The organism is Tautonia sp. JC769 (genome assembly GCF_040717455.1).
Lineage (GTDB): Bacteria > Planctomycetota > Planctomycetia > Isosphaerales > Isosphaeraceae > Tautonia.
The window spans coordinates 23301-48405 of sequence record NZ_JBFEFH010000009.1 but is presented as its reverse complement, the minus strand read 5'-3'; the positions used below and the strand labels follow the sequence as shown (position 1 = coordinate 48405).

Here is a 25105-nt window from a genome sequence, read left to right as displayed (position 1 = left end):
CGGGGGAGCACGAAGGCCGTAGAATGAGGAGGACCGCAGGGCGGTTTGCCGACCGCCCCGCGGGCCCTCGCGTCACTGAGACATCACACGCGGGGGGAACCGCGGTGTAGAGGGCGTTGTGCGAGTGCCACCTCCCACGCCCTTTACACCGTCCTCGACTCCGACCCCTCGCGGCGCCTTCGCAGCCAGGCCGCCCCGCCGACGGCGACCACTCCCATCCCCAGCATCGCGATGCTCGCCGGCTCCGGGATCACTCCGGGCTGGTCGGGGAACGAGTCCACGCCGACGCCGAAGTAGAAGGTCGTCGGGGTGCTCCGGATCAGTTGACCGCCCGGCAGCGTCCCCGAGGCCTCGAACGTCAGGCCGTACAGGCCCAGCTCGGTGAAGGCCCAGTTCGCATGGCGATGGCTGCCGAGCGTCAGGTTGATGGCGTCGCCGCCGCTCAGCCCGTCGGAGGTGGCCATGAAGACGTTCGGGCTGCCGAAGGAATCGGTCGTGAACAGCGAGAATTCGCCCGGGCCGCTGAACCCGACCAGGCTCAGGGTGATGGAGCTGGGATCGAAGGTCCCGGTGGCGATCTCCTCGGCCGAGAGGCCGAGCCAGACCAGGCTCGACAGGTCGGTCGGCTCGTCGAACGGCAGGATATAGACCGGATCGCCGGCCCCGGTCCCGAGGAAATCCCACTGCGATCCGCCCGGACGGCTCAGCCCCGTGTTCGTCGGATCGAGGTACAGGATCGCCTCGTCCGGTTCGATCGACGTGTCGGTGCCGTGAAGGTGCCAGTGGAATTCGAATTCCTCATTCGCCCCATCGTACTCGACGTCCAGGTCCCAGTGACCGCCGGAGATGACCACCGGGTCGGCGAACGCCGCCCCCCCAAGGCCCCATGAGGCCGCGAAGGCGAGGATCCCGCCCCCCACCACCCGAGAAAGATACCGATGAAGACTCATACGAATCACGCTCCTTTTCGTACAACTGACGCTTGACGCTCGAATCCCCGCCGACAACCCTTGCCGGCGGCCGCCCAGACCCGCTCGGGCCGGCCCGGGACCTCCCCCAGAATCGGGGGGAAACGGAGGCTGACGGGCGATCAGCCCTTGCCGGGTTCCGCGAATCGCTCTCCTCGCTCGACCCGCTGCTTCAACTCTGATTCCTCGAACGACTCCACATGGCCGTCGGCGTACAGGTAATTCGCGCTGCCCCGATGACGCCCCGGGGCGATCTCGCTGGTCACGTTGGTCCAGTACGTCTGGGGCGGGGTGGGCTGGTGCCAGGTCCCGGAATGGGTGTGGTCACCATAGAGGGTCGTCGCCACCCGGCCCTCGAACATCAGGATCGTCCGGGCGGGCGACGTGAGTTCCGCGAGCTGACGGACCCTGCGTTGATCGGCCGGGGTCGATGGCATGGGTCGCCCGAACGGATCGCGCCTCCCCCGCCAACCCCCATCCAGGTAGTCGTTGTAGGCATAGCTCGTCGAGGTCTTCGGCAACACCGCGGCGACCATGGTGTTGGTCACCGGGTCGAGCACCTGGATCGTCGGATCCTCGGCCTCTTGCCCCTTCAGGCGTGCCACGCGGTCCGGATCGGACGGGCAGATCCGAATCTCGGAGAGGTTCTGCAGGTACGGCTCGAGCTTGAACACCCACGACTTGTGCATGTCGCCCGGCGCCGTGTTGTAATGACTCGTCTCGGGGAACCGGCCCTGATTCTTCTCGACGAACATCAACCAGGCCGCCCCGAGTTGCCTCATATTGTTCTGGCACTGGGCCCTCCGCGCCGACTCACGCGACCAGACCAGTGCCGGCAGGAGCAACCCCACCAGGATCCCGATAATTGAGATCACCACGAGAAGCTCGACCAGCGTGAACGCCTGCCGACGACCCTCGCGACGAGAACTACGCATCAATCAACCTCCGTAAGATGTCTGGACCCCACACTCGACGAACGCGGCGAGACGGCCCGCGATCGGGCCTTGCGTTCGGCGACGGCTCGGCTGTGGATGCCGATGGGCTCCCGCCCGGAGTCGGTTGGAATGACTCCGTGGCGATGCTCGATGGCGTGGGCCAGGATGCGGCGACGATCGTGCGACGACGCACCGAGGCCATAATCCGGTCAGATCACGCCTTCGCGACGAGAATGTGCGCGCAGACGCGGCCGGTCGATCCCTCAGGCGAGAGGTGGAGCCCGGTTACGGGCCAGTGCGAGGGCGAAGAGGGGTTCCGCCGCCATCAAATCGACCGGGTCGGCGCCCCGAGCTGCGGGCGCGGCCTCGGTTTGATCGGCCAGGAGGGCCTGATGGCTCAGGATGAACTCGCACGAGGGACAATCGCTCACGCAAGGAGCATCGCCGGCGCGATCCCAAACAGATCGCTCGTCTCCGTTCTCAGCGTGATCGTCGCCGCAAGACTCTGCGGAAGCGTGCCCGCCGACCGCCGGCAATTCCCCGTGCGGGGCGTGGACGCCCTGCGCCAGCACCACCGTCAGGCAGTACAGGGAGGCAATCCACCAGCGTTGTCGGGCCAGGCGATCACTCATGGAGAAGGGTTGATTCCGACGAACCGACGTTCGGGGATATGTCCCGGTCACACGTTGCGGATATGGACCTATAGTGTTCCGATGCAACGGGCGCTGTCAAGCATTTTTCCCACGTGTTGCGTCGATCCCGCGGCGACCGTCCGCCCCCGCCGCAGGCGGCCTCTCCCCCTCGCGGCGACGACCGGCAACCCGGCGTCCCCCCCCCCCCCCTGAACGCTGCCTTGACGCTCGCCCCCGCGCATGCAAGCGGCCCGGACGCCATCATTCGCGTCCGGGCCGCCCCGAAGACTCGGATCACCCGAATGCTCAGGCCTCGGCCGGGGTCCCGGCGTCGGCGGGGCTGAAGGTGAAGCGCCCGGCGGCCTCGTCCCAGTCGATCTGGAGGGTCGAGCCCTTGGCGATCGAGCCGTCGAGCAGGCCGGTGGCGATCGGGTTCGCCAGGCGGCTCTGGATCACCCGCTTGAGCGGCCGGGCGCCGAAGGTCGGGTCGAACCCCTCCTCGGCCAGTTGCCACTTCGCCTTGGGCGTCACCCTCAGCGACAGGCCCGCCTCGGTCAGCAGGTGCTCAAGCCTGCGGAGCTGGATGTCGACGATCTGCGTCAGCTCGGTCATCCCCAGCGGGTGGAAGATGACCGTCTCGTCGATCCGGTTGAGGAACTCGGGCAGGAACTCGCGCCGCAGGACCTCGCGGACGGCGGCCTTCATCTCGTCCTCCCGGTCGGCCCCGGCCAGCTCGGCGATCGCCTGGCTGCCGAGGTTCGAGGTCATGATGATGACCGTGTTCCGGAAGTCGACCGTCCGGCCGTGGCCGTCGGTCAGGCGGCCGTCGTCGAGCACCTGGAGCAGGACGTTGAACACGTCCCGATGCGCCTTCTCGACCTCGTCGAGCAGGATCACCGAGTACGGCCGTCGTCGGATCGCCTCGGTCAGCCGGCCCCCCTCCTCGTAGCCGACATAGCCGGGAGGGGCGCCGATCAGCCGGGCGACGTTGTGCCGCTCGCCGTATTCGCTCATGTCGATCCGGACCATCGCCTGCTCGCTGTCGAACAGGAACTCGGCCAGGGCCTTGGCCAGCTCGGTCTTCCCCACGCCGGTCGGGCCGAGGAACAGGAACGAGCCGATCGGCCGGTTCGGGTCCTGCAACCCGGCCCGGGCGCGCCGGACGGCCTCGGAGACGGCATGCACCGCCTGCTCCTGGTTCACCAGACGCTGGTGGATATGATCCTCCAGCTTCAACAGCTTTTCCCGCTCGGTGGCGAGCATCCGGCTGACCGGGATGCCGGTCCACTGGCTGACGACCTCGGCGATCTCCTCGGCGTCCACCTCGTCCTTGAGCAGGCGCCGGCCCTCCTGCGCCTGGCCGTCGGCCTCGGCGTTCGCCTCGCTCTCGCCGATCCGGCGCTCCAGCTCCTTCCGCTCGGCGTCGAGCTGCGCGAGGGCCCGATAGCGGTCCTCGCCGGGAAGCTCGCCGCGCTGCTGCATCTGCCGGAGTTCGTCGTAGGCGCGGCCGAACTCGATCTGGATCTGCGCCAGCCGCTCCCTCATGCCGTGGATGTCCCCCAGCCCCGACTTCTCCAGCTCCCACTGGCGGCGGAGGTCCTGGAGCTGCTTCTCGATGTCGGCGATCTGGTCCTCGATCTCGGCCAGGCGTTCCTGGGCGTGTTCCTCGTGCTCACCCTGGAGCATCCGCTCGGCCAGTTGCAGTTGCAGGAGCTTGCGCTGGAGCATGTCGATCTCGGTCGGCACCGACTGCTGCTCCATCGACAAGCGGCTCGACGCCTCGTCGACCAGGTCGATCGCCTTGTCCGGCAAGAACCGGTCGGTGATGTAGCGGTCCGACAGCTTCGCCGCCGCCACGAGCGCCGAATCCTTGATCTTGACCTTGTGGTGGACCTCGTACCGCTCCTTCAGGCCCCGCAGGATCGAGATCGTGTCCTCGACCGTCGGCTCGCCGACGAACACCGGCTGGAACCGCCGTTCGAGCGCCGGGTCCTTCTCGATGTGCTGGCGGTACTCGTCGAGCGTGGTCGCCCCGACGCAGCGCAGCTCGCCCCGGGCCAGGGCCGGCTTGAGCAGGTTCGCCGCATCCATCGCGCCGTCGGCCTTGCCGGCCCCGACGACCAGATGCAGCTCGTCGATGAACAGGATGACCTTCCCCTCGGAACCGGTCACTTCCTTCAGGACGGCCTTGAGCCGGTCCTCGAACTCGCCGCGGTACTTCGTGCCGGCGATGAGCGCCCCCATGTCCAGGGCGATCAGCTTGCGGTCTCTCAAGGTCTCCGGCACGTCTCCCGAGACGATCCGCTGCGCCAGACCTTCGATGATCGCCGTCTTGCCGACGCCCGGCTCACCGATCAACACCGGATTATTCTTCGTCCGACGGCTCAAGACCTGCACCACGCGCCGGATCTCGGAATCGCGGCCGATCACCGGGTCGATCTTCCCCTGTCGGGCCAGCTCGACCAGGTCTCGGCCGTACCGCTCGAGCGCCTGATACTTGTCTTCCGGGTTCGGGTCGGTCACGGCCTGCCCCCCTCGGACATTCTGCAAGGACTTGAGCACGTCTTCCTCGGTCACGCCGAGGGCCGCCAGCACCTCCTGGGCCCGGCTCTTGACCTTGCAGAGCCCGATCAGCAGGTGCTCCACCGAAACATACTGGTCCTTCATCCGGTCCGCTTCGGCCTGCGCGGCGTCGAAGGCCTGGGCCAGCTCGGGGCTGAGGGTCTGGTCCCCCCCCGAGACCTTCGGCAGGGCAGCCAACCCCTGATCGACCGCCTTCTTGAGCTGCGCGGGGCTGACGCCGAGGTGCTGCAGGATCGACGTGATGACCGCCTGGTCCGGGTCGAGCAGGGCGGCCAGCAGGTGCATCGGCACCAGCCGCTGATGGCCGTGTTCCCGGGCAATCCCCTGGGCCTGCTGCACCGCCTCCTGACTCTTGAGCGTGAGCTTCTCGAATCGCATCGCCATGATCGTCCTCCCTTCCCCCCACCCCCGGGCCGGCATCGGCCCGAGCGTCATATGGAATTCTCTCGAACCTTCAGTTCGTTCATGACAAGTACGACACAAACCCCCGAATCGTTCGCCCTCAATGCCCCGGAAAACCGTTCGCGGTTCACCCTTCGGTTTCCAGCAATCCGGCCGGCACGTCGCGCGGCCACTCGTATTTCAGGCAATGCTCCAGAGCCTCGGCCCAGGCCCGGTCCGGGTCGGCCGCCGGATGCGGCAGGTGCCAGCCGCCTCCGGGCATCCCCGTATCCTTCCGGACGACCAGCGCCGCCAGGTCGGGCAGGCCCGCGCGCCGGCAGCGGTCGGACAGGGGAATCAGCAACTGCCGATGCAGGTGCCTCCGGTTCAAGGGCGGCCCCGCCCGCCCCGCCAGCTCGGTATAGGTGACCGTCCTGCCCATCTGCACCGCCTCCCTCAGGATCGGCCAGCAGCGCCGGATCAATGTATCGAGGTCGGTCATGGCCTGGTCTCGATGCTCAGCCGGCCGGGTTCCCGAGGACCAAATTGATTCGCCGATGCGGGCTCGGCAACGGGTCTTCCCAGAGCCACGCGACGTCGAGCCAGAAGCCCGGCACCGCCGACGACTCCCACCGGCCCGAACCGAGCCGAACCGTCTCGTACTCGTCCCCGGCCAACCGCTCGACGATCAGGACCTTGTCCCGATCGTCCACGAAGACAATCTCCGGGATCCGTGCCTCGCGGTAGATCTGCGCCTTACGCTTCAGGTCGTGCGAGCGGTTGCCGGGCGAGAGCATCTCGACGACCAAGACCGCCTCTCCCATCGCCAACCCCTGCGGGGGAAGCGGTTCCACGCCGACCGGTGCGACGAAGACATCCGGCTCAAGATCCCGCCCCGGCGCGATCCGGAGCACCGCCGGCCCCATCCCGACCTTCCCCAGATTTCGCTCGCTGCAGAAGGTCGAGAGCAACGACATCCAGAAAAAAACAAGTTCTTGATGACGCCAGGTCACGGGAGAGGGCATGTACACGACCCCATCAATCAGTTCGCAGTAGCGATTCTCCGGGGCGAACCGGAAGAAGTCCTCCTCGGTCTGGCCCTCGATCGTGTGCATCTCATCGTCCGGGATCGTCGAGCGGTCGTACCAGGATTCCGCGGGCGTCGGCTCCACGTCCGGATGCCTCAGGCGATCGACGTCCGATTCGGTTCGTGATGCCATCACCCCGTCCTCCCGGTCACTTGGAGTCGATCGCTCGGACCGATCGAATCGGCCGGTCAGGCGCCGGCCTCGTACTCGTCGTCGTCCTTCAGGCCCCGGATGAAGGAGGCAAAGTCCTCGGCCACGACGGTGATCTCGAACTCGTCCCCTTGCGCGACATGCACGACCTTCGGCTCACCCTCCTGGCCGCACTCGCGGTAGTCGAGGGCGACCATGTCGTGCCCGGCCGTCGGGGTGTTGGCGAAGTAGACGCCGATCGGCGGATAGTCCCACTCGTCGACCCAGAACCGGCTCCCGAGTGGCCCGCAGAGTGAATACCGCTTCTGGCGACCGATGGAGAAAATCCCGGTGATCGCGATGCCGTCGTCGTCCCAGGTCGTCGGCTTGTCGGTCCGGTGGTTCTGCTTCAGAGGGATCCCGCCGTTCCGGTGCCCCGCCAGCTCGACGTAGGCGCGTGGGAGCCGGTAGCCGAGTTCCCGCTCGATGGCTCGCACCAGTTCCTCGGTCGGCGGTTCGTCCTGGTAATGCTCCCGGGCGTAGTCGGACTCCTCCCAGAACGATCCCAGGTCGAAACCGTCGAAGGACGTGCTCATCAACGAGGCTCCTCGCACGAAGCCGAGCCGACCCGACCTTCGCTCAGAAAAACGGCTCGTCCGGCCAGTCGAAGTCGCGGGCGACCCGGTACCGCTCGAACCAGAAGCGCACGTCCTCGGACTCGGCCTCGGAGCGAGAGACGTAGATCTCCCACCAGGCGGCCGAGGGGCGGAGCAGCTCTCCCGAATCGCTCCGCTTGGGCTTCTGGATGACCAGCGCCGCCAGGTCGGGCTTGTCGTGTTCCAGGCAGGCGGCCTGGATCGGCTTGAGCCGGCGGGCGAACACGGTGCGGGGCGATTCCTTGATCGACAGCTCCTCGCCGCAGCGCTTGCACAGGTCGTCGTAGGTCACCCAGCCGCCCCGCTTGCCGTTGCGAGCGTCCTCGGCCAGCTCGCGGGCCATCTTCACGAGCAAGGGGTAGACCGGCCGGGCATCGTCAAGAACCATCGCCATCCTCCCGGAATCGGGGCAACGAGGCCCGGCTCCAGGGCATCGGGTGGAGCCGGGCAGGGGGGTGGGTGCGGTCAAAGCCTTGCAAGCCCTCGGGCCGGGCGGCATCGGCGGTGCCCCGATGGCCGCCGAATCGGCTCCGGGGCCGCCGGGTCCGTTCGCTGCCCGGACCGCGTCCAGGCCGATCGGATCGGCGACCCCGCCGGGGTCATGTCACGGTGACCCGCCTCGCGTCACGTTACTTCTTCTCTTCGAACTCGACGTCGATGACGTCCTCGCCCTCGCCGCTCGGCGAGGCGCCGTCGCCGCCCGCGGCCTGTCCGGCGCCGGGACCGGCCGCGCCGGCGGCTCCGGCCTCGGCCCCCGGGGCCCCCGAGGCGGCATACAGGTGCTCGGACATCGCCCGGCTCGCCTGCATCAGGTTGTCGATGGCCGACCGGATCGTCGCCGGGTCGTCCGAGGTCTTCACCTCGTTGACCTTCGCGATGGCCGCCTGCACGGCCGAGACGTCGGCCTCGGAGAGCTTCTCCTTGTTCTCGGAGATCAGCTTCTCCATCCGGTAGACGTGCTGCTCGGCCTCGTTGCGGGCCTCGGCCAGCTCGCGGCGGCGCTTGTCGTCGGCGGCGTGGCTCTCGGCGTCGCGCCGCATCTTCTCGATCTCGTCCTGACTCAGGCCGCCCGAGGACTGGATCGTGATCTTCTGCTCCTTGCTCGTCCCCTTGTCGCGGGCCGAGACGTTGAGGATGCCGTTGGCGTCGATGTTGAACGTCACCTCAATCTGAGGGACGCCCATCGGCGCCGGCGGGATGCCGTCGAGGTTGAACTCGCCGAGCAGGCGGTTGTCGCCGGCCATCGGCCGCTCCCCCTGGTAGACCTTGATCGTCACGGCCGACTGGTTGTCGTCGGCGGTGGTGAAGGTCTCCTTCTTCTCGGTCGGGATCGTCGTGTTCCGGGGGACGAGGACGGTCATCACGCCCCCCTTCGTCTCCAGGCCGAGCGACAGCGGGGTCACGTCCAGGAGCAACAGGTCCTTGACGTCCCCGGTCAGGACCGCCCCCTGGATGGCCGCGCCGATGGCCACGACCTCGTCGGGGTTGACCCCCTTGTGCGGCTCCTTGCCGAAGATGTCCTGCACGATCTGCTGGATGCGCGGCATCCGGGTCGAGCCGCCGACGAGCACCACCTCGTCGATGTCGCTCGGCTTCAGGCCGGCGTCCTGCATGGCCTTGTTGACCGGGCCCTTGCAGCGCTCGAACAGAGTGTCGGTGAGCTTCTCGAACTCGGCCCGGCTGATGGTCATCGTCAGGTGCTTCGGGCCGGTCTGGTCGGCCGTGATGAACGGCAGATTGATGTCGGCCTGCGCCTGGAACGAGAGGTCTTTCTTGGCCTTCTCGGCCGCCTCCTTCAGGCGCTGCAGGGCCATCTGGTCCTTGCGCAGGTCGATCCCCTGCTCGCTCTGGAACTGGTTGGCGATGTGGTGGATCAGCGCCTCGTCCCAGTCGTCGCCGCCGAGGTGCGTGTCGCCGTTGGTCGAGAGGACCTCGAACACGCCGTCGCCGACGTCGAGGATCGAGATGTCGAACGTGCCGCCGCCGAGGTCGAAGACGGCGATCTTCTCGTTCTTCTTCTTATCAAGGCCGTAGGCCAGGGCCGCGGCGGTCGGCTCGTTGATGATCCGCGCCACCTCCAGCCCGGCGATCTGGCCGGCGTCCTTCGTGGCCTGCCGCTGGCTGTCGTTGAAGTAGGCCGGCACCGTGATGACGGCCTTGCGGACCTTGTGGCCCAGGTAGCTCTCGGCCGCTTCCTTCAGCTTCCGGAGGATCAAGGCCGAGATTTCTGGGGGCGTCTGGTCCTTGCCGCCCGACTGCACGCGGACGTAATCGCTCTCCCCGCCCGTAATTTCGTACGGGACCATCCGCTCCTCGCCCTTGACCTCGCTGTGGCGACGGCCCATGAAGCGCTTGATCGAGTAGATGGTCCCCTTCGGGTTGGTGATCGCCTGCCGCTTGGCCGGCTCGCCGACGAGCGTCTCGCCCTTGGTCGTGAACGCGACGACCGACGGGGTGATCCGGCTGCCTTCCTGGTTGGCGATCACCGTCACGTCGCCGCCTTCCATCACGGCCACCACGCTGTTGGTCGTGCCCAGGTCGATCCCGATAATCTTTTCGCCTTCTGCCACGTCGCTGCTCCTTTCCCGAGTGATCCGCCCCAGGGCCCAGGCCGAACCCCGAAAGGGTCCGCCCGCCCCCCCCGTCCTGCAAGACCCGGATCACTCCCCGGGCACCCAGGCGGGCAATCTGATCAGTCCCTTAACGCAAGCGGTGTACCATTGCTTCGAGCAACTCGACGGCGGAGCAACGCAAGCCCCTGAAAGCAACGATGTTCCGGCGAGAAGACCCCCGCGGAATCCGCCCGAAACCCGTCCGGCAAGCGCCGAAATGGCAGGCCCCGTTCCGGGCCGCGTCTCCCAGCCCTGCCGATTTGGCAGAACCCGGACGCCGGCCCGGCCGCGACCCTCATCCGCCCGATTGTAAGCGAAGTCGACCGGGGGCGGAAGCGGCCAAAGAGAATTCGCTTGACATCCCATCCACCCCCTTGTAATCACTTTGCAATCCAACCGAGTCGAAGTCCCCCGCCTCCCCCGCCCCCTCCCGGGGCCGACCGCTCGCCGACGAGAGTCCCGATGCCGACGAAGCCCAAAGGCGACCCCTCCCCCGACGCCACCCAACGCCGGGGGAAAGGCCGTGTCGACGCCCGACGCGCCCCGACCCTGGCCAGCCTCCGGGCCGAGATCGACCGGATCGACAAGGATCTCGTCCAGCTCCTGAACCGACGCGCCGAGGTCGCCTCCCAGATCGGCCAGGTCAAGGAACGCGACGGCCTGGAGGTCTGGTCCCCCGCCCGCGAGGAGGAGGTCATCGACAAGGCCCTCGCCCAGAGCAGGGGCCCCTTGCCCGCGGACACCATCCGCCTGATCTTCCGGGAGCTGATGAGCGGCTCGCGGTCCGTCCAGCGCAGCCTCCGCGTGGCCTGCCTCGGCCCCAAATACAGCTACAGCCACCTGGCCTCGATCGCCAAGTTCGGCAACGCCGTCGAGCACGTCCCCGTCGGCTCGATCGCCGCCGTCTTCGAGGAGGTCAACCGCCGCCACGTCCAGTTCGGCCTCGTCCCCCTGGAGAACTCGACCGACGGCCGCATCTCCGACACCCTGGAGATGTTCACCCGCCACGCCGGTTTGAAGATCCGCGCCGAGGTCAAGCTGCGGATCCACCACTGCCTGCTCGGCAAGTCCCCCTGGGCCGACGTCCGCCGCGTCTACTCGAAGGCCCAGGCCCTCTCCCAGTGCCGCCACTGGCTGAGCAAGAACCTGCCCCAGGCCTCGCTCGTCGAGGTCGTCTCGACCGCCCACGCCGCCGAGATCGCCCAGCGCGAGCAGTTCTCCGCCGCCATCGCCAGCCGGACCGCCGCCGACGCCTACGGGCTCGACGTCCTGGCCGAGAACATCGAGGACCAGCTCTACAACGTCACCCGCTTCGCCGTCATCGCCGAGCAGTCCGAGGCCCCCACCGGCCGCGACAAGACCACCCTCCTGCTCCGCATCTCCAACCAGGCCGGCGCCCTCTCCAAGGTCCTCTCCCCGTTCGAGAAGGCCGGCCTGAACCTGACGATGATCGAGTCCTTCCCCTTCTCCGCCGAGAGCTTCCCCGGCGCCAACCCCTCCTACCTCTTCTTCCTCGACGTCGAAGGCCACGCCCAGGACCCCGACGTCTCCAAGGTCCTCGACACCGTCCGCAAGCGCTGCGAACGCCTCGAAGTCCTCGGCTCCTACCCCCGCGTCGGCTCCGTCGAGAGCTGACGGTCACGGCGGGCATCCCCCTCTCGTCCCCGGGAGCCTCGTGCCCATGACCAGCCCCTTCCCCGGCATGGACCCGTACCTGGACGCCTGGTGGGGCGACGTGAGTGCGTCCGTGCTCGTCTATGGAAGCCATGCGCTCAACTCCCGATTGCCGGACGACCTCCGCGCCCGGATCGATCACCGCGAGTGGATCGGCGACGACGAGATCCTTCGGAGCCGCTACCTGAAAATCCTCCAGGACGACGGCCGGGTGATCACGACGGTCGAGTTCTTCGGCCCTCAGGACAAACGGCCCGGCCCCCTCCGCGATTGGCTCCGCCGCGATCAGGCCGAACGATCGGCCCTCGGGATCAATCAGGTCGAGATCGACCTCCGCAGGGATGGCGATCGCGTCTCCCTCTTCGATCGCTTCGTCCCCGACCCGGATCGCTCGGCCTACCTGGGTAGCATCTGGCGAGCCGGCGCCCCTTCCTCCCCCGTCCTCTTCCGCCTTTCGCTCCGAGAACGCCTCCCGATCCTCCCCATCCCCCTCCGCGACTCGGACGACGACATCCCGCTCGACCTCCAGGCCCTCATCGACCGCGCCTACGCCAACGGCCGCTACGACCACACCGACTACCGCGCCGACCCCATCCCCCCCCTCTCCGGCGCAGATGCCGCCTGGGCCGATGGCCTCCTCCGCGGCCGAGGGCTCCGCTAGACAAGACCGGCCGAATCGACGATAGAACACAATCACAGGGCTCCGTCCCCCCGACGCTGCGAGCAAACGGAAACCGCCGGAGTGCCCAGCGAGGTGGTCAGGATCATCCTGCCCCCAGTCAACACCGCACGGGCCGCCCGACTGCCCATTCGCTCTCCGGGTCAAGACGACCCCAGCCACCCCAGGAAACCCCTGCGGTCGCGCACAAATCTCCCGACCAAACCGCCATCTCCCCCGGGAAGGAACCCGCCCCCATGGCCGACCATCCGGCGTCGACCCGCCCCAGCCTCACGCGTCCCTCGCAATCCTTTCAACGCGAAGGGCAGGGGGCCGCACCCGTCCCGGTCCGCTGGGACCACGACGCCGAGATCCAGCAGATCCGCGCCCTCTGGGACCGCCAGAAGCGTGAGGACACCATCTCCGGCGTCCTCGGCACCGACTTCGCCTACACCGCCGCCCACATCGAGCAGGACATCCCCCTCCGCCGCCGCCTCCGGGTGCTCGACCAGATCACCCCGCACCTGCACGGCCGCGTCTTCGAGTGGGGCTGCCAGCACGCGATCGACTCCTGCGTCTACCGCCTCCGCCTCGGCGACGCCCTGGAGCTGCACGGCGCCGACCTCTACCCGCCCGGCCCCTTCCACGTCCTGCACCGGTTCAGCGCCTTGCAGTACCGGCAGCTCGAACACCCCGTCTTCATGCCCTATCCCGACGGCTTCTTCGACGTCATCACCTCCAACGGCGTCCTCGAACACGTCGCCGACGACGCCACCTCGCTCCACGAGGTCGCCCGCATCCTCCGGCCCGGCGGCACCTTCGTCATCACCTGCCTGCCGCACCGCTTCAGCTACACCGAGGCCCTCCAGCGCACCCTGAGGCACAACGCCCACGACCGCCTCTACACGATCGCCACCACCACCACCATCCTCCGGGCCGCCGGCTTCCAGGTCCTCGACGCCGGCTTCGCCTTCGTCCTGCCGACGATGCTCTACGGCTTCCCCCGCTGGCTCCAGACCGCCTTCAACCGCCTCGACCGCCCCCTCTACCGGCTCAACGCCCTGCTCGAACGGGCCTGGCCCCTGAAGCTCCTCGCCAGCAACCTCTGGCTCGTCGCCCGCAAGCCGCCCCTCGCCTGATCCTCCTCCTCCATTTCCCTCACCCTTCATCCCAATTTTGTGTGACCAAAACCCCTCCATTTCCCGATCATTTCGTCGGCCGATCTTCCTGCACCGCTCTCCCTTGAAGCCATTGCTGGCACTTCGGCTCTCGTCCGATGACTGTATTCGGAACCACCAGGCGGCGTCACCATTACGGTCGCAAACTCTCTGCATCCCCTCGACCGGGTCCTCATCCCCAAGAGATTGCCCCATCCTGGCCTCCCAAACACGAAACACCCCCCTTGATTCAATCCACCCACCAATCCACGACTCCTTGCACGCCGTTTCCACCGGCTCACCACTCCATGCGCCCGACTCTCATCGAGCGCCGCTGCCCTCCCTCCGATTCCCGAAACGAATCCCCCTCCGGCTCTCGAGACGAACTTCCCCCGAATTCCCGAAACGAACTCCACCCCCTCGCCGCAACTCCCTTATTACCAATCGTTTCCTCCATCGCCCCCATTCCAATCCCGGCGCATCACGCTGCGCATCAACCAGCGCACCGGGCCGCGCACCGACCGGCGCACCGGGCCTCCCCCTCCCTCGCTCATCCCCCCTCCACCCCTCCCCACCTTCCCCTCCCGTCCGTGTTCCATCCGTGTTCCATCCGTGGCTCACACCTCCCCCCTCCGATTCCCGAAACGAACCACGCCTCCTCGCCGCAACGTCTTATCCCCCAACAGAAAACCCCTCCCGCCCCCGGCCTCCTGGCGGCGCATCAAGGGGCGCATCAACCCGCGCACCGCAACTCATCGGGCACGCCCTGCCGAATCCCCCCTCCCGGCCCGACCGTTTCCACGTCCGGCTTTGCACTTCCGTTGCCCGGACCGGTCCGGTACACTGTGACGTTTCCACACCCGAGTCGGGGAGGGTGCGCCACGCACCCGGGTCCATCGGCTCGACCGACCGTGCCGCCGCCGCCATCACGAGTCCGCACCGATCGAGCCGGAGATCCGAGGCCGATGATCATTGTCCTGAAGCCGCAGCCGACCCCCGACCAGATTCAGCACGTCCTGGAGCGGATCGAAGAACTCGGATTCCAGCCCCACCTCAGCCAGGGCGTCTCCCGGACCATCATCGGCGTCATCGGCGACGAGCGCAAGCTCCAGGCCACCCCCTTGCAGGCCATCGACGGCGTGGAACAGGTCATCCCGGTCCTCAAGCCCTTCAAGCTCGCCAGCCGCGAGTTCCGGCCCGAGCCGTCGGTCATCGAGGCCAAGGGCATCCGCATCGGCGGCGGGCACCTCGGCATCATCGCCGGCCCCTGCGCCATCGAGTGCGAGGAGTCGCTGTTCGGCATCGCGGAGGCCGTCCGCAACGCCGGGGCCAACATCCTCCGCGGCGGCGCCTTCAAGCCCCGCACCAGCCCCTACAGCTTCCAGGGGATGGGCGAAGACGGCCTGAAGCTCCTCAAGGCCGCCGGCGACCGCTTCGGCATGCCCACGATCACCGAGGTCATGGACCCCCGCCAGCTCGACCTCGTCTGCGACTACGCCGACATGCTCCAGATCGGCGCCCGCAACATGCAGAACTTCGACCTGCTCAAGGAGGTCGGCCGCACCGACAAGCCGGTCATGCTCAAGCGGGGCATGAGCGCCACGGTCAAGGATCTCCTCATGTCGGCCGAATACATCATGTCGCAGGGCAACCACAAGGTCATCCTCTGCGAGCGCGGCGTCCGAAGCTTCGAGGACTCGACCCGCAACATGATGGACCTCTCGGCCATCCCCAACGCCCAGGGCCAGAGCCACCTGCCGATCGTCGCCGACCCGAGCCACGCCACTGGCCGGCCCGACCTGATCCCGGCCATGGCCCGCGCCTCGGTCGCCGCCGGGGCCGACGGCGTCCACATCGAGGTCCACACCTGCCCCGAGAAGGCCCTCTCCGACGGCCCGCAGGCCCTCCTGCCCGACCAGTTCGCCGCCCTCGTCGACGACCTCCGACGCCTGGCCGAGGTCCTCGGCCGTACCGTCGACTCGTGCGAGAGCCTGGCCGTCTGACCCCCGATCGCCTCGACCCGAATGACCGTCGTAGGGTCCGCCGTGCGGACCGACCTGCCGGATCACCCCGAAACGATCGGTCCGCACAGCGGACCCTACGCGAACCCAAAGATCCCGCAACCCCTTAACGCCCGGGACTCCGCCTGATGCGACCCTTGTTCATCGCCGGCAACTGGAAGATGAACCCCTCGACCGAGGCCGACGCCGTCGCCCTGGCCGAGGCCGTCAAGGAGGGCGTCGGCCAGGACCACGCCGTCCGCGTCGCCGTCTGCCCCCCTTCGGTCTTCCTGCACCGGATCGACACCGCCCTGGCCAACTCCCCCGTTGGCCTCGGCGGGCAGAACATGCACCCCGAACCCTCGGGCGCCTACACCGGCGAACTCTCGGGCGCGATGCTCAACGACGTCGGCTGCACCCACGTCATCCTCGGCCACAGCGAGCGCCGGCACGGCCTCGGCGAGACCGACGCCTTCATCAACCAGAAGCTCCACGCCGCCCTGAAGGCCGGTCTCATCCCGATCGTCTGCATCGGCGAGACCCTCGACGAACGGGAAGGGGACCGCACCGAGGCCGTCGTGGCCGAACAGCTCGACGGCTCGCTCGCCGGCCTCGAACCCGACCAGATGGCCGGCGTCGTCCTGGCCTATGAGCCCGTCTGGGCCATCGGCACCGGCAAGACCGCCAGCCCCGAACAGGCCCAGGACGTCCACGCCTTCATCCGCGCCCGCCTGGCCGACCGCTTCGGCGAGGCGATCGCCGCCCGGGTCGTCATCCAATACGGGGGGAGCGTCAAGCCCGACAACGCCGCCGACCTGCTCATCCGCCCCGACATCGACGGCGCCCTGGTGGGCGGGGCCAGCCTCAAGGCCGCCGACTTCCTCGGCATCATCGAGGCCGCCCGCACCGTCACCCAGGCCGGCAAGGCGTGACCTTGACCGAAGGCAAGCCAAGGCAAACCGCTCCACCAGCCCGTCGGGCCTCGGCCCGGCCCTCTTGCCCGACGGGTCTTGCCGATTGATTGCTGCTCGTCGCCGATCGTCCCGATCGATCCCCTAGCGAGGTCCCCGACTGTGGAAATCCTGCCCTATGTGATCAGCAGCCTCATCGCGCTGGTCGTCTGCACCTTCCTCGGCTACCTGCTGCCGCCCGTGCTGACCTACATCCTCATCGGCCTCGTCTCGATCCTCATGATCGGCCTGGTCCTCATCCAGCGCGGCCGGGGGGGCGGGCTCGCCGGGGCCTTCGGCGGCGTCGGCGGGTCGAGCGCCTTCGGCACCCGGGCGGGCGACGTCTTCACCCGGATCACCATCGTCACCGCCTCGGTCTGGATCGCCCTGAACATGGGCCTGGTCGTCAACGCCAACGTCTCCCGGACCGCCCAGCAGGTGCCCGGGGGCGCGTTCCTGCCCGAGGGAACCGGCGCCGTCACCCCGACCCCGGATTTCGACGCCGACCTCGGCACCGACGCCGACGCCGACCCGCTCGGCCTCGACCTCGACCTCGGCACGTCCGACTTGCCCCCGACCCCCGGCGCCTCCGCCAGCGAACCGGCCACTCCGGCGCCGGCCCCGGCCCCGGCCCCGGAGAGCGATCCGGCCCCGGCCCCGACTCCGGCCCCCGAGTCGAACTGACGTGACGGACAGGACGACTCCCGCCTCCCCCGTTCCGGCCCGCCGCTGCCCCGGCAGCGGACGGGCCCGGGTTCGATTCTGGGGCGGGACCCCGGCGCCGCGAATCGGCCTCGTCTCCCCTGGTTCCACCTGGTCCCCCTTGATCCCGGAGGGCTCGCCGTGCTCCTGAGCATGACCGGATTCGGCGAAGCCCGTCGGCAAGACGAGGCCCGCACCATCAGCGTCGAGGTCCGCAGCGTCAACGGGCGGCACCTGAAGCTCTCGACCCGCATCAGCGAGCCGTTCTCGGCCCTGGAGGCGGACATCGAGCGTCTGGTCCGCCACCGCCTGAAGCGCGGCACGGTCCAGCTCAACCTCCGGGTCGAATCCCTCCGCCGCCCCGAGGATTACCGGCTGAACCTCGCCGCCCTGGAAGGCTATCGCGCCCAGTTGCTCGCCTTCCTCGGCGGCGAGCAGTCGCCCCCCGACTTCTTCTCGGCCTTGCTCTCCTTGCCCGGCGTCGTCGACTCGGCCCGACCGGCCCTCGACGACCCGAGGGAGCACTGGCCGACCCTCGAACCGATCGTCGTCGAGGCCCTCGATCAGCTCCAGCGCAGCCGGCTCGAAGAAGGCCGGTCGATGGGGCAGGAGCTCCGCTCGCTGGCCCTCGACGTCACCGGCCACCTCGACCGGATCGCCTCCCGCGTGCCCGAGGTCGTCTCGGCCTACCGCGACCGCCTGACGGAGCGGGTCGCCTCGTTGATCCAGGACCGCGGCCTGACCATCGAGCCCGAGCACCTGATCCGCGAGGTCGCCATCTTCGCCGAACGCTCCGACATCGCCGAGGAGATCACCCGGCTCCGCGCCCACCTCGACCAGTTCGACGCCGTCCTCTCCTCCGACGACGCCCCCGGCCGCAAGCTCGAATTCGTCGTCCAGGAGATGGGCCGCGAGACCAACACCATCGGCTCAAAAGCCAACGACGTCGAGATCAGCCGCTCCGTCGTCGAGATCAAAGGGGCCCTCGAGAAGATCCGCGAATTGATCCAGAACGTCGAATGACCTTCCTGTCCCCTGATCTCCGAACGCTCGGCTTCTCCTCCCCGACTGCCTACCGCCTCCTGCCTTCTGCCGACTGCCCCATGACTTACGACTGGACCCACCTCCCCGGCCGCCTGCTCGTCGTCTCCGGCCCCTCCGGATGCGGCAAGAGTACGATCCTGCGCCGCGTGCTCCAGCGGCCCGGCGTCGGGGCCCGCCTGTCGGTCTCCGCGACGAGCCGCCCGGCCCGGCCCGGCGAGGTGGAGGGGAGCGACTACCACTTCGTCTCCCGGGGCGATTTCGAGGCCGCCCGCGACCGGGGCGAGTTCCTCGAATGGGCCGAGGTGCACGGCAACCTCTACGGCACGCCGATCAAGCCGGTCATCGCCTCGCTGGAGTCCGGCCAGTGCGTCATCCTCGAGATCGACGTCCAGGGGGCCATGCAGGTCCTCCGCGCCGTGCCGTCGGCCGAGACCATCTTCATCACCGTCCCCAACCTTGAGATCCTCGAAGCCCGCCTCCGGGGGCGCGGCACCGAACCCGAGGCCGTCGTCCGCCGTCGGCTCGACAACGCCCGACGCGAACTCGAATCCAGACATCTGTACACCCACACCATCATCAACGACGACCTCGACCGCGCCGTGGCCAACCTGGCCGCCTTGCTGGCCGAGTCGGGTTGCCGAGGAGACGCCCGCGATGCATGAGGAACTGAAGGAAGAAGAGATCGTCAACCGCGTCGGCGGCCGGTTCAAGCTCTCCACCCTGATCCAGAAGCGCATGATCGCCCTGAACCAGGGGGCCCGCCCGCTGGTCGACATCCGGACGCCAGACAAGATGGCCATCGTGATCCAGGAGATCATGCAGGACAAGATCTTCCTCGACCTCGCCGGCAACGTCCGCATGCGGGACGAGGCCGAGGACATCGGCGGCCCGCTCGGCGAGACGGTCGACCTTACCCAGCCGGAAGACTGAGCGCGGCTTGCCCCGGATCGGGCCGACGAGGAGCAAAGCTCGCCGCCCGGATCTGCCGATGATCGCCTAACGGATCGATCGGGCCCGGGTTCGCACCAGGGGTCGCGGACAGGCCGACCCCGGAGGGTCGCGCCTGGCGACCTCGATCAGGGTGCGTCCGGGCCCCGTCGGATGGCCCGGGGGGCGTTCATGCTCGATCGTCAGCGACTTTGGCGCAACGGACGGGGCCTGGCCCTGCTCGTGGGCGGCCTGTTCCTGGCATTGAGCCTGCTCGGGTACGACCCGGCCGACGCCCCCGGTACGGCCGTCTACCCGCCGAACCGGGGTGATGCGCTGGCCAACCCCTGCGGGCCGGTCGGCGCGGCCCTCGCCCACCTGATGTACACCGGCTTCGGCTTCGGGGCCTTGCTGGCCTTGCCGGCCTGGCTCATCGTCACGGCCCGGGTTCTGATGGCCCGGCCGATCACCGACCCGCCCGCCCGATTGCTCGGCCTGGGCGTGATCATGGGGGTGACCTCTGCGGCCCTGCAGCAGCTCCGGCCCGACCTGCCCGGCGCGGCCCCGGTCGGCTCGGGCGGATACCTCGGGGTCCTGATCGGCGAGGGGCTCCGCGGCCAGGTCGGGCCGATCGGCCTGACCCTGGTGCTCGCCTCGGCGGCGGTCGTCGGGCTGACGCTCTGCCACGACCTGATCTTCATCCTCCCCCGACGCCGGCCGGGGCTGCTCGGCGCGGCGGGCGAGCCAATGCCCGCGCACCACGGTGCTTCCGTCCCCGCGATCGCCCGGCCGCGAGGGGCCGACCTGCCCGCCCCGGTTTCCCCCCACGCGGGGGGCCCGCCCTCAGGGGTCCCGGCCCCGACCCGACCGGCCGCGGCCACCGCCGGCCCGCCGCCGACGCCGGGGGTGCCCGCGGTCCGCCCGCCGGCATCGCCGCAGCGGTCGGCCTCGGGCTACCAGGGGCCGCCGATGGACATGCTCGAACCGTCGTCGGCCATCCCCGTGCAGGAGCGCGAGGCCTCCATCCAGGCCCGCGCCCTGATGCTGGAGAAGACCCTTTTGGAGCACGGCTGCCAGGTCCGCGTGGTCCAGATCGACACCGGCCCGGTCATCACCCAGTTCGAGATCGAGCTGGAGGCCGGCCTGCGCGTCTCGAAGATCGTCGGCCTGGCCAACGACCTGGCCATTGCCCTGGCCGTGCCGAGCGTCCGGATCGTCGCGCCGATCCCGGGCAAGACGACCGTCGGCATCGAGGTGCCCAACGAGCGCCGCTCGATGGTCCGGCTCCGCGAGGTGATCGAGGGGGTCGCGTCCGGCGACAGCCTGAAGCGGGCGTTCATCCCCCTGTTCCTGGGCAAGGACGTGAAGGGCTCCCCCCTGGCGTTCGACCTGGCCGAGATGCCCCACCTGCTCATCGCCGGCCGGACCGGCACGGGCAAGTCGGTCTGCCTGAACGCGATGATCACCTCCATCCTCATGACCCGCCGGCCCGACGAGTGCAAGCTCATCCTCATCGACCCGAAGATGGTGGAGCTGTCCCAATATAAGCAAGTCCCCCACCTGATGCACCCGGTCGTCACCGACATGAAGAAGGCCGAGTCGCTCCTCGCCTGGGCCTGCGAGAAGATGGACGAGCGATACACGTACCTCGCCCGCGCCGGGGTGCGCAGCCTGCACTCCTACAACCAGCTCGGCCCCGACGAGATCTACGCCCGGCTCCAGCCCGAGGACGACGAGGAGGCCCAGCGCATCCCGACCTTCATGCCGCACATCGTCATCGTGGTGGATGAAATGAGCGACATGATGATGACGGCCGCCAAGGAGGTCGAGGCCCACATCGTCCGGCTCGCCCAGAAGGCCCGGGCCGTCGGCATGCACCTGATCGTCGCCACGCAGAAGCCGACCGTGGACGTCATCACCGGCCTGATCAAGGGGAACCTCCCCGCCCGGATCGCCTTCCAGGTGTCGAGCCGGGGGGATAGCCGCGTCGTCCTCGACGAGATGGGGGCCGACAAGCTGCTCGGCAACGGCGACATGCTGTTCCTGATCCCCGGCACCTCCCACCTGGTCCGGGCGCAGGGCACCTATGTGTCGGACCTGGAAGTGGAACGCATCTGCAACTATTTGAGCCAGTTCCCGCAGGAGTTCAGCAAGGAATTGATGCAGCTCCGCGTCGGCACCGGGGTCGGCGGCAAGGACGGCTCGGCCCTGAAGGACCGCGACGAGTTGTACGAGGCCGCGATCGAGGTGATCGTCCGGGAGCAGCGCGGCAGTTGCTCCCTCCTGCAGCGGGCCCTCGGCATCGGCTACGGCCGCGCCGCCCGCCTGATCGACTTCATGGCCGAGGACGGCATCGTCGGCGAGTACAAGTCCGGCTCCGCCCGCGAGGTCCTCTACTCGTGGGAAGAATGGGAGGCCCTCAAGGCCGGCGACGATCCGCCCGAGAGCCTCGGCGAGGCCGCGGCCTGAGCGAGGGCCACGCCCCATCACCCGCCGTTGACCCGAATCGAGCCCCCTGGGAAGATGAAACTCCAAGGAGCCGGGTGTTCCCAGGAGGCCGAGATGCCGCTACACGACTGGAAACGCGAAGACGGTTGGGGTGCTTTGCATCAGTTCTGGATCACGGAACTGGCCCGATCGCTGAAGCGACGACTCCCGGCCGGCTACCGAGCCTTCCTCGGCACAGCGCCGAGGCTGGCGATCGGTGATGCCGTTCGACGGCCCGACATTGGTGTCAAGCTCCACCCCGATCTCCGCCCCCCGGGCCATGAGCCGCCAACCGGCGGGGGCGGTACATTACTGGAGATGGAACCCGACTTCGAAGTTGCCGTCGAACGACTCGACTATGACATCGTGCTCTTCATCGAGCAGGCCGGTTGGCTCGTCGCGGCGGTCGAGACCATCTCGCCCCGCAACAAGGATCGCAACGACTCGAAAGACAATTATCTGAACCGCTATCTCGGCTATCTCCTTGACGGGGTGCATCTCCTCCTCATCGATCTGTTGCCCAAGCCCCATGATTTTTCGTTCGCAGATGAGATCGCCCGGGAATTCGGCCTGGATCAACCGAAGACCCCGAGCCCGTATGCCGTCTCGTACCGGGTCGGCGAGTCGGCCGCGACGGGCGGGCGACTCCTCGCCGTCTGGCGACGCCCGATGACCGTCGGCCAGCCCTTGCCGACGATCCCCTTGCCGCTAACGGTGCATGAGGCCGTGGCGGTCGACCTGGAGGCAACCTATGCGGCGGCGGCATCGGATGCCTACCTCGACGAACCTTGATCGGTTTCCGAGATCAGGCCCTCCACATACCGATCCAGCTCGGCCAGTTCGTCGGTGAAGGGGGTCTGGACGGGGGGGAAGCGGAACCCGGTCTTGGGGTCGAGGTCGAAGGCGGTGACGCGGAAGCTGATGGCGAAGCGTTCACGCTTCCACTGGGCGAAGCAGAAGAGGCGGACGAATTTGCGGATGTGGGCGGCGAAGGCGCGGGGGTCGCCGTCGTAGTGGTCGGCGAAGGCGGGCCAGAGGCGTCGGAAGATGGAGACGGGGTCGAGCGAGAGCTGCACGAAGGCGTACATCAGTTGGTCGAGGATGGGGAAGGGCATCAAGTCCGCTTCATCCGTCTGCGCCTTGTCGGGCGGGCGGAGTTCGGCGGTGGCGTCCATGACGTTGATCCGGTCGAAGCCGGTCAAGGCGTGGAAGTCGGCGGCCCAGGCGAGGTAGAGCTTCACCAGGCTCTTGGGCACGTCGGCGATCGGGGCCAGGCCGCCGGAGCTGTCGCCGTCCATCGTCGTGTAGCCGACGGCGGCCTCGCTCTTGTTGCTGGTGACGAGCAAGAGGGAATTGTGCATGTTGGCGAGCGTCCAGATCAGGGTGCCGCGGAGGCGGGCCTGGATGTTCTGGAGCGTGATGTCGTGCGCGGGGTTGTCCCACGAGAGGGCGTCGCCGGTGAGGCGGGAGACGGTGGCCTCGCACGAATCGAGCGATTCCTGGATGTTCGTCTCGTAATAGGTCGCGCCGACCTCCTCGGCCACGGCCCGGGCGGCGTTGCGGGTGGCCTCGCCCGAGTTCTCGGTGGCGAGATAGGCGCAGAAGAAGCGTTCCGAGACGAGGCGGCGGACCTCGTCGATTGACAGACCCGGGTTCGCGTAGCGATACATCCGGTGCACGAGCAGGGCGACCATCCCGCTGTCGCGGCCCCCCGAGAGGGCGAGGCAGCAGGAGGGGATCCCCGTCTTGCCCACGTAGTCGCGCAGGGCGAGGGAGAGCGCAAGCTCCAGTTCCAGGTAATCCAGATCGCGCCCGGTAATGGCCCGCCCCCCCAAAACGCTCGCTTCGAGGAACTGGAGCGACGGGTCCGGGTGCTCCGGCTCGGGAGGCTCGTAATAGGGCGGGGGAGGGGGGGGCACGCGATCGGTCGTGAAGTCGCCGGTCAGGCGGACCGTCTGCGGGATCGCATCGACGCCGACCCGGGCGAGCTGGCCGCGCCAGGAACCTTCCTCCATCCGGGAGTGGCGGATCTCTCCCAGGTCGACGACCCGGTGGACCAGCTCCCACTCGCGGTCGAAGACGAACCGGCGCCCCTCGGCCTCGATCCGGCCGTTCACGCCGACGAACAGGCTGCCGTCGAAGATCAAGCGCGTGGCGTCGCAGCCGAGCAACGACGCATAGAGATACACGCAATGGTCTTCGAGGCTGATCTGCCGGACGAGCCGGCGGCGCATCCGGTGCTTGCCGATCGAGAACCACGAGGCCGACGGATTCATCAAGATCTCGGCCCCCGACAGGGCATAGGCCGATCCCGGCCGGATCCCCTGCCAGGCGTCCTCGCAGATCTCGAAGGCCACCACCCCCAGGCCCGGCAGGTCGAACATCTGCGTGCCGAGCGGCGCGGTGGTGCCGTCCGGCCCCCGCAGCTCGACGACCCGGCCCCGGGGCCAGGGGTTGAAGTAGCGGTTCTCGTACTCGACGTCGCCGGTGGCCAGATTTTCCTTCGCGGCCAGGCCGGCGAGTTTGCCGTCGGCGAGCAGGGCCATCGCGTTGTAGATGACCCCCTCGCACAGGACCGGCAGGCCGACGGCCACGGCGATCCCCTCGGTCGCCTCGGTCAGGGCGAGCATCCGGGCCCACGACCGTTCCATCGTGCCCGAGCGCAGGAGGCGATCCCCCAGGCTGTAGCCGGGGATGCACATCTCGGGCAGGCAGAGCAGGCGGACCCCTTCGTCCCGGGCCGCGGCGATGACCTCCCGGATCCGGCGATCGTTGCCGCTCCAGTCGCCGACCGTCTGGTTCAGCGACGCGACCGCCACGTGTGCCTGATGCCGAGCGAGCACGGCGATGGCCTCCCTGGGCTCTTCGGGGATTGGGTTTCTTGAGATCGGCTCGTCAGTCCTGACAGTGTAGGACGAATCGCCGCCCAAGCCCAGCCATCGCCGCCCGCGTGGGCGTGGATTGGTTCAAAGATACTCGTCGACCGGCTCGGCCATCTTCTCGGGGGCCAGGATCGCGACCAGCTCGCGGGCCGCGGCCCGGTCGGCGCGATCGACCCGGAGCCGGGCGCGGCCGTCGGGGGCCCCGTTGAAGTCGCCCCAGGCGCGCAGCGAGGCGGTCTGGAGGGTCAACTGGTCGCCGAACCACCCCTCGCGCAGGCCGACGGCCGACACCAGCTCCCGGGGAATCCGGACCTCGTGCACCTTGGCCTTCGAGTAGCATCCCCAGTAATTCACCCGGAATTCGAGCACCAGCTCGTCGTCTTCCAGGCGGACCAGCCCCTTCAGCTCGTGGAATGAGGACCAGTCGGTGCAGGCGAAGGGAATGGCGATCATGATGGTCGGCCCTCTCGGCTGGATCGCGCAGGACGAAACGCAACAGGGGTCATTCGCCCCGTTGCTCGCCATATTCTCGCATTTTTCCCCCGGCGTGGACAGGAGGGGGACGACCGGGACGACCCCGGCGGGACCTCCGCCCGCTCCCGGGCGCGGGGTACGCCGAGGGCAGCACGCCCCGACACCC

The 25105-nt window shown here is 68.4% G+C and carries 22 protein-coding genes; 11 read left to right on the top strand and 11 right to left on the bottom strand.

The window, feature by feature from the left end; genetic code table 11:
- Positions 1-143 precede the first annotated feature (143 nt).
- The 9 genes from AB1L88_RS11320 to dnaK all read right to left on the bottom strand — a co-directional run bounded on the left by AB1L88_RS11320 (position 144) and on the right by dnaK (position 9942).
- Positions 144-950: a choice-of-anchor M domain-containing protein gene (locus AB1L88_RS11320; RefSeq protein ID WP_367096767.1), complete on the bottom strand. Its 807-nt coding sequence runs from the start codon at positions 948-950 to the stop codon at positions 144-146.
- Between the two features lie 140 nt (positions 951-1090).
- Positions 1091-1903: a DUF1559 domain-containing protein gene (locus tag AB1L88_RS11315; protein ID WP_367096766.1), complete on the bottom strand. Its 813-nt coding sequence runs from the start codon at positions 1901-1903 to the stop codon at positions 1091-1093.
- A gap of 263 nt (positions 1904-2166) precedes the next feature.
- A complete protein-coding gene (locus AB1L88_RS11310) occupies positions 2167-2535 on the bottom strand; it encodes a hypothetical protein (protein ID WP_367096765.1) in 369 nt (122 codons plus the stop codon).
- Positions 2536-2841: 306 nt separating this feature from the next.
- Complete coding sequence (gene clpB, locus AB1L88_RS11305; RefSeq protein ID WP_367096764.1) at positions 2842-5502, bottom strand: ATP-dependent chaperone ClpB; 2661 nt, start codon at positions 5500-5502, stop codon at positions 2842-2844.
- Positions 5503-5647: 145 nt separating this feature from the next.
- Positions 5648-6001, bottom strand: coding sequence for a hypothetical protein (locus AB1L88_RS11300; RefSeq protein WP_367096763.1), 354 nt, complete (start codon positions 5999-6001; stop codon positions 5648-5650).
- A 16-nt stretch (positions 6002-6017) separates the two neighbouring features.
- A complete protein-coding gene (locus tag AB1L88_RS11295) occupies positions 6018-6719 on the bottom strand; it encodes a Uma2 family endonuclease (RefSeq protein ID WP_367096762.1) in 702 nt (233 codons plus the stop codon).
- A 56-nt stretch (positions 6720-6775) separates the two neighbouring features.
- Positions 6776-7312, bottom strand: coding sequence for an SMI1/KNR4 family protein (locus AB1L88_RS11290; RefSeq protein WP_367096761.1), 537 nt, complete (start codon positions 7310-7312; stop codon positions 6776-6778).
- 43 nt (positions 7313-7355) lie between these two features.
- A complete protein-coding gene (locus AB1L88_RS11285; protein WP_367096760.1) occupies positions 7356-7760 on the bottom strand; it encodes a hypothetical protein in 405 nt (134 codons plus the stop codon).
- A 241-nt stretch (positions 7761-8001) separates the two neighbouring features.
- Complete coding sequence (gene dnaK / locus AB1L88_RS11280) at positions 8002-9942, bottom strand: molecular chaperone DnaK (RefSeq protein WP_367096759.1); 1941 nt, start codon at positions 9940-9942, stop codon at positions 8002-8004.
- Positions 9943-10446: 504 nt separating this feature from the next.
- On the opposite strand from dnaK, the gene pheA reads away from it, so the two are divergent.
- From pheA to AB1L88_RS11225, 11 genes are all read left to right on the top strand, one after another.
- On the top strand, positions 10447-11619 hold the full coding sequence (gene pheA, locus AB1L88_RS11275) for a prephenate dehydratase (RefSeq protein ID WP_367096758.1): 1173 nt from the start codon (positions 10447-10449) through the stop codon (positions 11617-11619).
- A 46-nt stretch (positions 11620-11665) separates the two neighbouring features.
- On the top strand, positions 11666-12319 hold the full coding sequence (locus AB1L88_RS11270) for a DUF4058 family protein (RefSeq protein ID WP_367096757.1): 654 nt from the start codon (positions 11666-11668) through the stop codon (positions 12317-12319).
- Between the two features lie 254 nt (positions 12320-12573).
- Positions 12574-13455 (top strand): methyltransferase domain-containing protein, encoded by an 882-nt coding sequence (locus tag AB1L88_RS11265; protein ID WP_367096756.1) that lies wholly within the window; start codon positions 12574-12576, stop codon positions 13453-13455.
- Positions 13456-14438: 983 nt separating this feature from the next.
- Positions 14439-15476, top strand: a complete 1038-nt coding sequence (aroF, locus tag AB1L88_RS11260) for a 3-deoxy-7-phosphoheptulonate synthase (protein WP_367096755.1) — start codon at positions 14439-14441, stop codon at positions 15474-15476.
- Between the two features lie 146 nt (positions 15477-15622).
- Positions 15623-16405 carry a triose-phosphate isomerase gene (tpiA, locus tag AB1L88_RS11255; protein WP_367096754.1) on the top strand — a complete coding sequence of 261 codons (783 nt, stop codon included), beginning with the start codon at positions 15623-15625 and terminating at the stop codon, positions 16403-16405.
- Positions 16406-16546: 141 nt separating this feature from the next.
- Positions 16547-17107, top strand: coding sequence for a preprotein translocase subunit SecG (gene secG, locus AB1L88_RS11250; protein WP_367096753.1), 561 nt, complete (start codon positions 16547-16549; stop codon positions 17105-17107).
- Between the two features lie 159 nt (positions 17108-17266).
- Positions 17267-18148 carry a YicC/YloC family endoribonuclease gene (locus AB1L88_RS11245; RefSeq protein WP_367096752.1) on the top strand — a complete coding sequence of 294 codons (882 nt, stop codon included), beginning with the start codon at positions 17267-17269 and terminating at the stop codon, positions 18146-18148.
- Between the two features lie 80 nt (positions 18149-18228).
- Positions 18229-18831: a guanylate kinase gene (gmk, locus tag AB1L88_RS11240; protein WP_367096751.1), complete on the top strand. Its 603-nt coding sequence runs from the start codon at positions 18229-18231 to the stop codon at positions 18829-18831.
- Entirely contained in the window at positions 18824-19099 is a 276-nt protein-coding gene (locus AB1L88_RS11235) for a DNA-directed RNA polymerase subunit omega (RefSeq protein ID WP_367096750.1), read from the top strand. The genes gmk and AB1L88_RS11235 overlap by 8 nt, the downstream gene beginning before the upstream one ends.
- A 189-nt stretch (positions 19100-19288) precedes the next feature.
- Entirely contained in the window at positions 19289-21565 is a 2277-nt protein-coding gene (locus tag AB1L88_RS11230; protein ID WP_367096749.1) for a DNA translocase FtsK, read from the top strand.
- Between the two features lie 93 nt (positions 21566-21658).
- Positions 21659-22375, top strand: a complete 717-nt coding sequence (locus AB1L88_RS11225; RefSeq protein WP_367096748.1) for a DUF4058 family protein — start codon at positions 21659-21661, stop codon at positions 22373-22375.
- Here the strand turns inward: AB1L88_RS11225 and nadE are convergent.
- Both nadE and AB1L88_RS11215 read right to left on the bottom strand, forming a co-directional pair.
- The gene (gene nadE, locus AB1L88_RS11220) at positions 22357-24426 is read right to left on the bottom strand and encodes an NAD(+) synthase (protein ID WP_367096747.1); all 2070 of its coding nucleotides are present in this window, start codon (positions 24424-24426) and stop codon (positions 22357-22359) included. The two genes, AB1L88_RS11225 and nadE, sit on opposite strands and share 19 nt — an antisense overlap.
- 123 nt (positions 24427-24549) lie before the next feature.
- Entirely contained in the window at positions 24550-24918 is a 369-nt protein-coding gene (locus tag AB1L88_RS11215) for a hypothetical protein (protein WP_367096746.1), read from the bottom strand.
- Positions 24919-25105 lie beyond the last annotated feature (187 nt).

Bases quoted from the DNA above. Each gene is read 5' to 3' on its own strand.
- AB1L88_RS11310 (WP_367096765.1), bottom strand. From the start codon at position 2,535: ATGAGTGATCGCCTGGCCCGACAACGCTGGTGGATTGCCTCCCTGTAC.
- AB1L88_RS11315 (WP_367096766.1), bottom strand. From the start codon at position 1,903: ATGCGTAGTTCTCGTCGCGAGGGTCGTCGGCAGGCGTTCACGCTGGTC.
- AB1L88_RS11290 (WP_367096761.1), bottom strand. From the start codon at position 7,312: ATGAGCACGTCCTTCGACGGTTTCGACCTGGGATCGTTCTGGGAGGAG.
- clpB (WP_367096764.1), bottom strand. From the start codon at position 5,502: ATGGCGATGCGATTCGAGAAGCTCACGCTCAAGAGTCAGGAGGCGGTG.
- aroF (WP_367096755.1), top strand. From the start codon at position 14,439: ATGATCATTGTCCTGAAGCCGCAGCCGACCCCCGACCAGATTCAGCAC.
- AB1L88_RS11295 (WP_367096762.1), bottom strand. From the start codon at position 6,719: ATGGCATCACGAACCGAATCGGACGTCGATCGCCTGAGGCATCCGGAC.
- AB1L88_RS11300 (WP_367096763.1), bottom strand. From the start codon at position 6,001: ATGACCGACCTCGATACATTGATCCGGCGCTGCTGGCCGATCCTGAGG.
- tpiA (WP_367096754.1), top strand. From the start codon at position 15,623: ATGCGACCCTTGTTCATCGCCGGCAACTGGAAGATGAACCCCTCGACC.
- AB1L88_RS11235 (WP_367096750.1), top strand. From the start codon at position 18,824: ATGCATGAGGAACTGAAGGAAGAAGAGATCGTCAACCGCGTCGGCGGC.
- AB1L88_RS11230 (WP_367096749.1), top strand. From the start codon at position 19,289: ATGCTCGATCGTCAGCGACTTTGGCGCAACGGACGGGGCCTGGCCCTG.
- AB1L88_RS11285 (WP_367096760.1), bottom strand. From the start codon at position 7,760: ATGGTTCTTGACGATGCCCGGCCGGTCTACCCCTTGCTCGTGAAGATG.
- pheA (WP_367096758.1), top strand. From the start codon at position 10,447: ATGCCGACGAAGCCCAAAGGCGACCCCTCCCCCGACGCCACCCAACGC.
- gmk (WP_367096751.1), top strand. From the start codon at position 18,229: ATGACTTACGACTGGACCCACCTCCCCGGCCGCCTGCTCGTCGTCTCC.
- AB1L88_RS11215 (WP_367096746.1), bottom strand. From the start codon at position 24,918: ATGATCGCCATTCCCTTCGCCTGCACCGACTGGTCCTCATTCCACGAG.
- AB1L88_RS11270 (WP_367096757.1), top strand. From the start codon at position 11,666: ATGACCAGCCCCTTCCCCGGCATGGACCCGTACCTGGACGCCTGGTGG.
- AB1L88_RS11265 (WP_367096756.1), top strand. From the start codon at position 12,574: ATGGCCGACCATCCGGCGTCGACCCGCCCCAGCCTCACGCGTCCCTCG.
- AB1L88_RS11320 (WP_367096767.1), bottom strand. From the start codon at position 950: ATGAGTCTTCATCGGTATCTTTCTCGGGTGGTGGGGGGCGGGATCCTC.
- AB1L88_RS11225 (WP_367096748.1), top strand. From the start codon at position 21,659: ATGCCGCTACACGACTGGAAACGCGAAGACGGTTGGGGTGCTTTGCAT.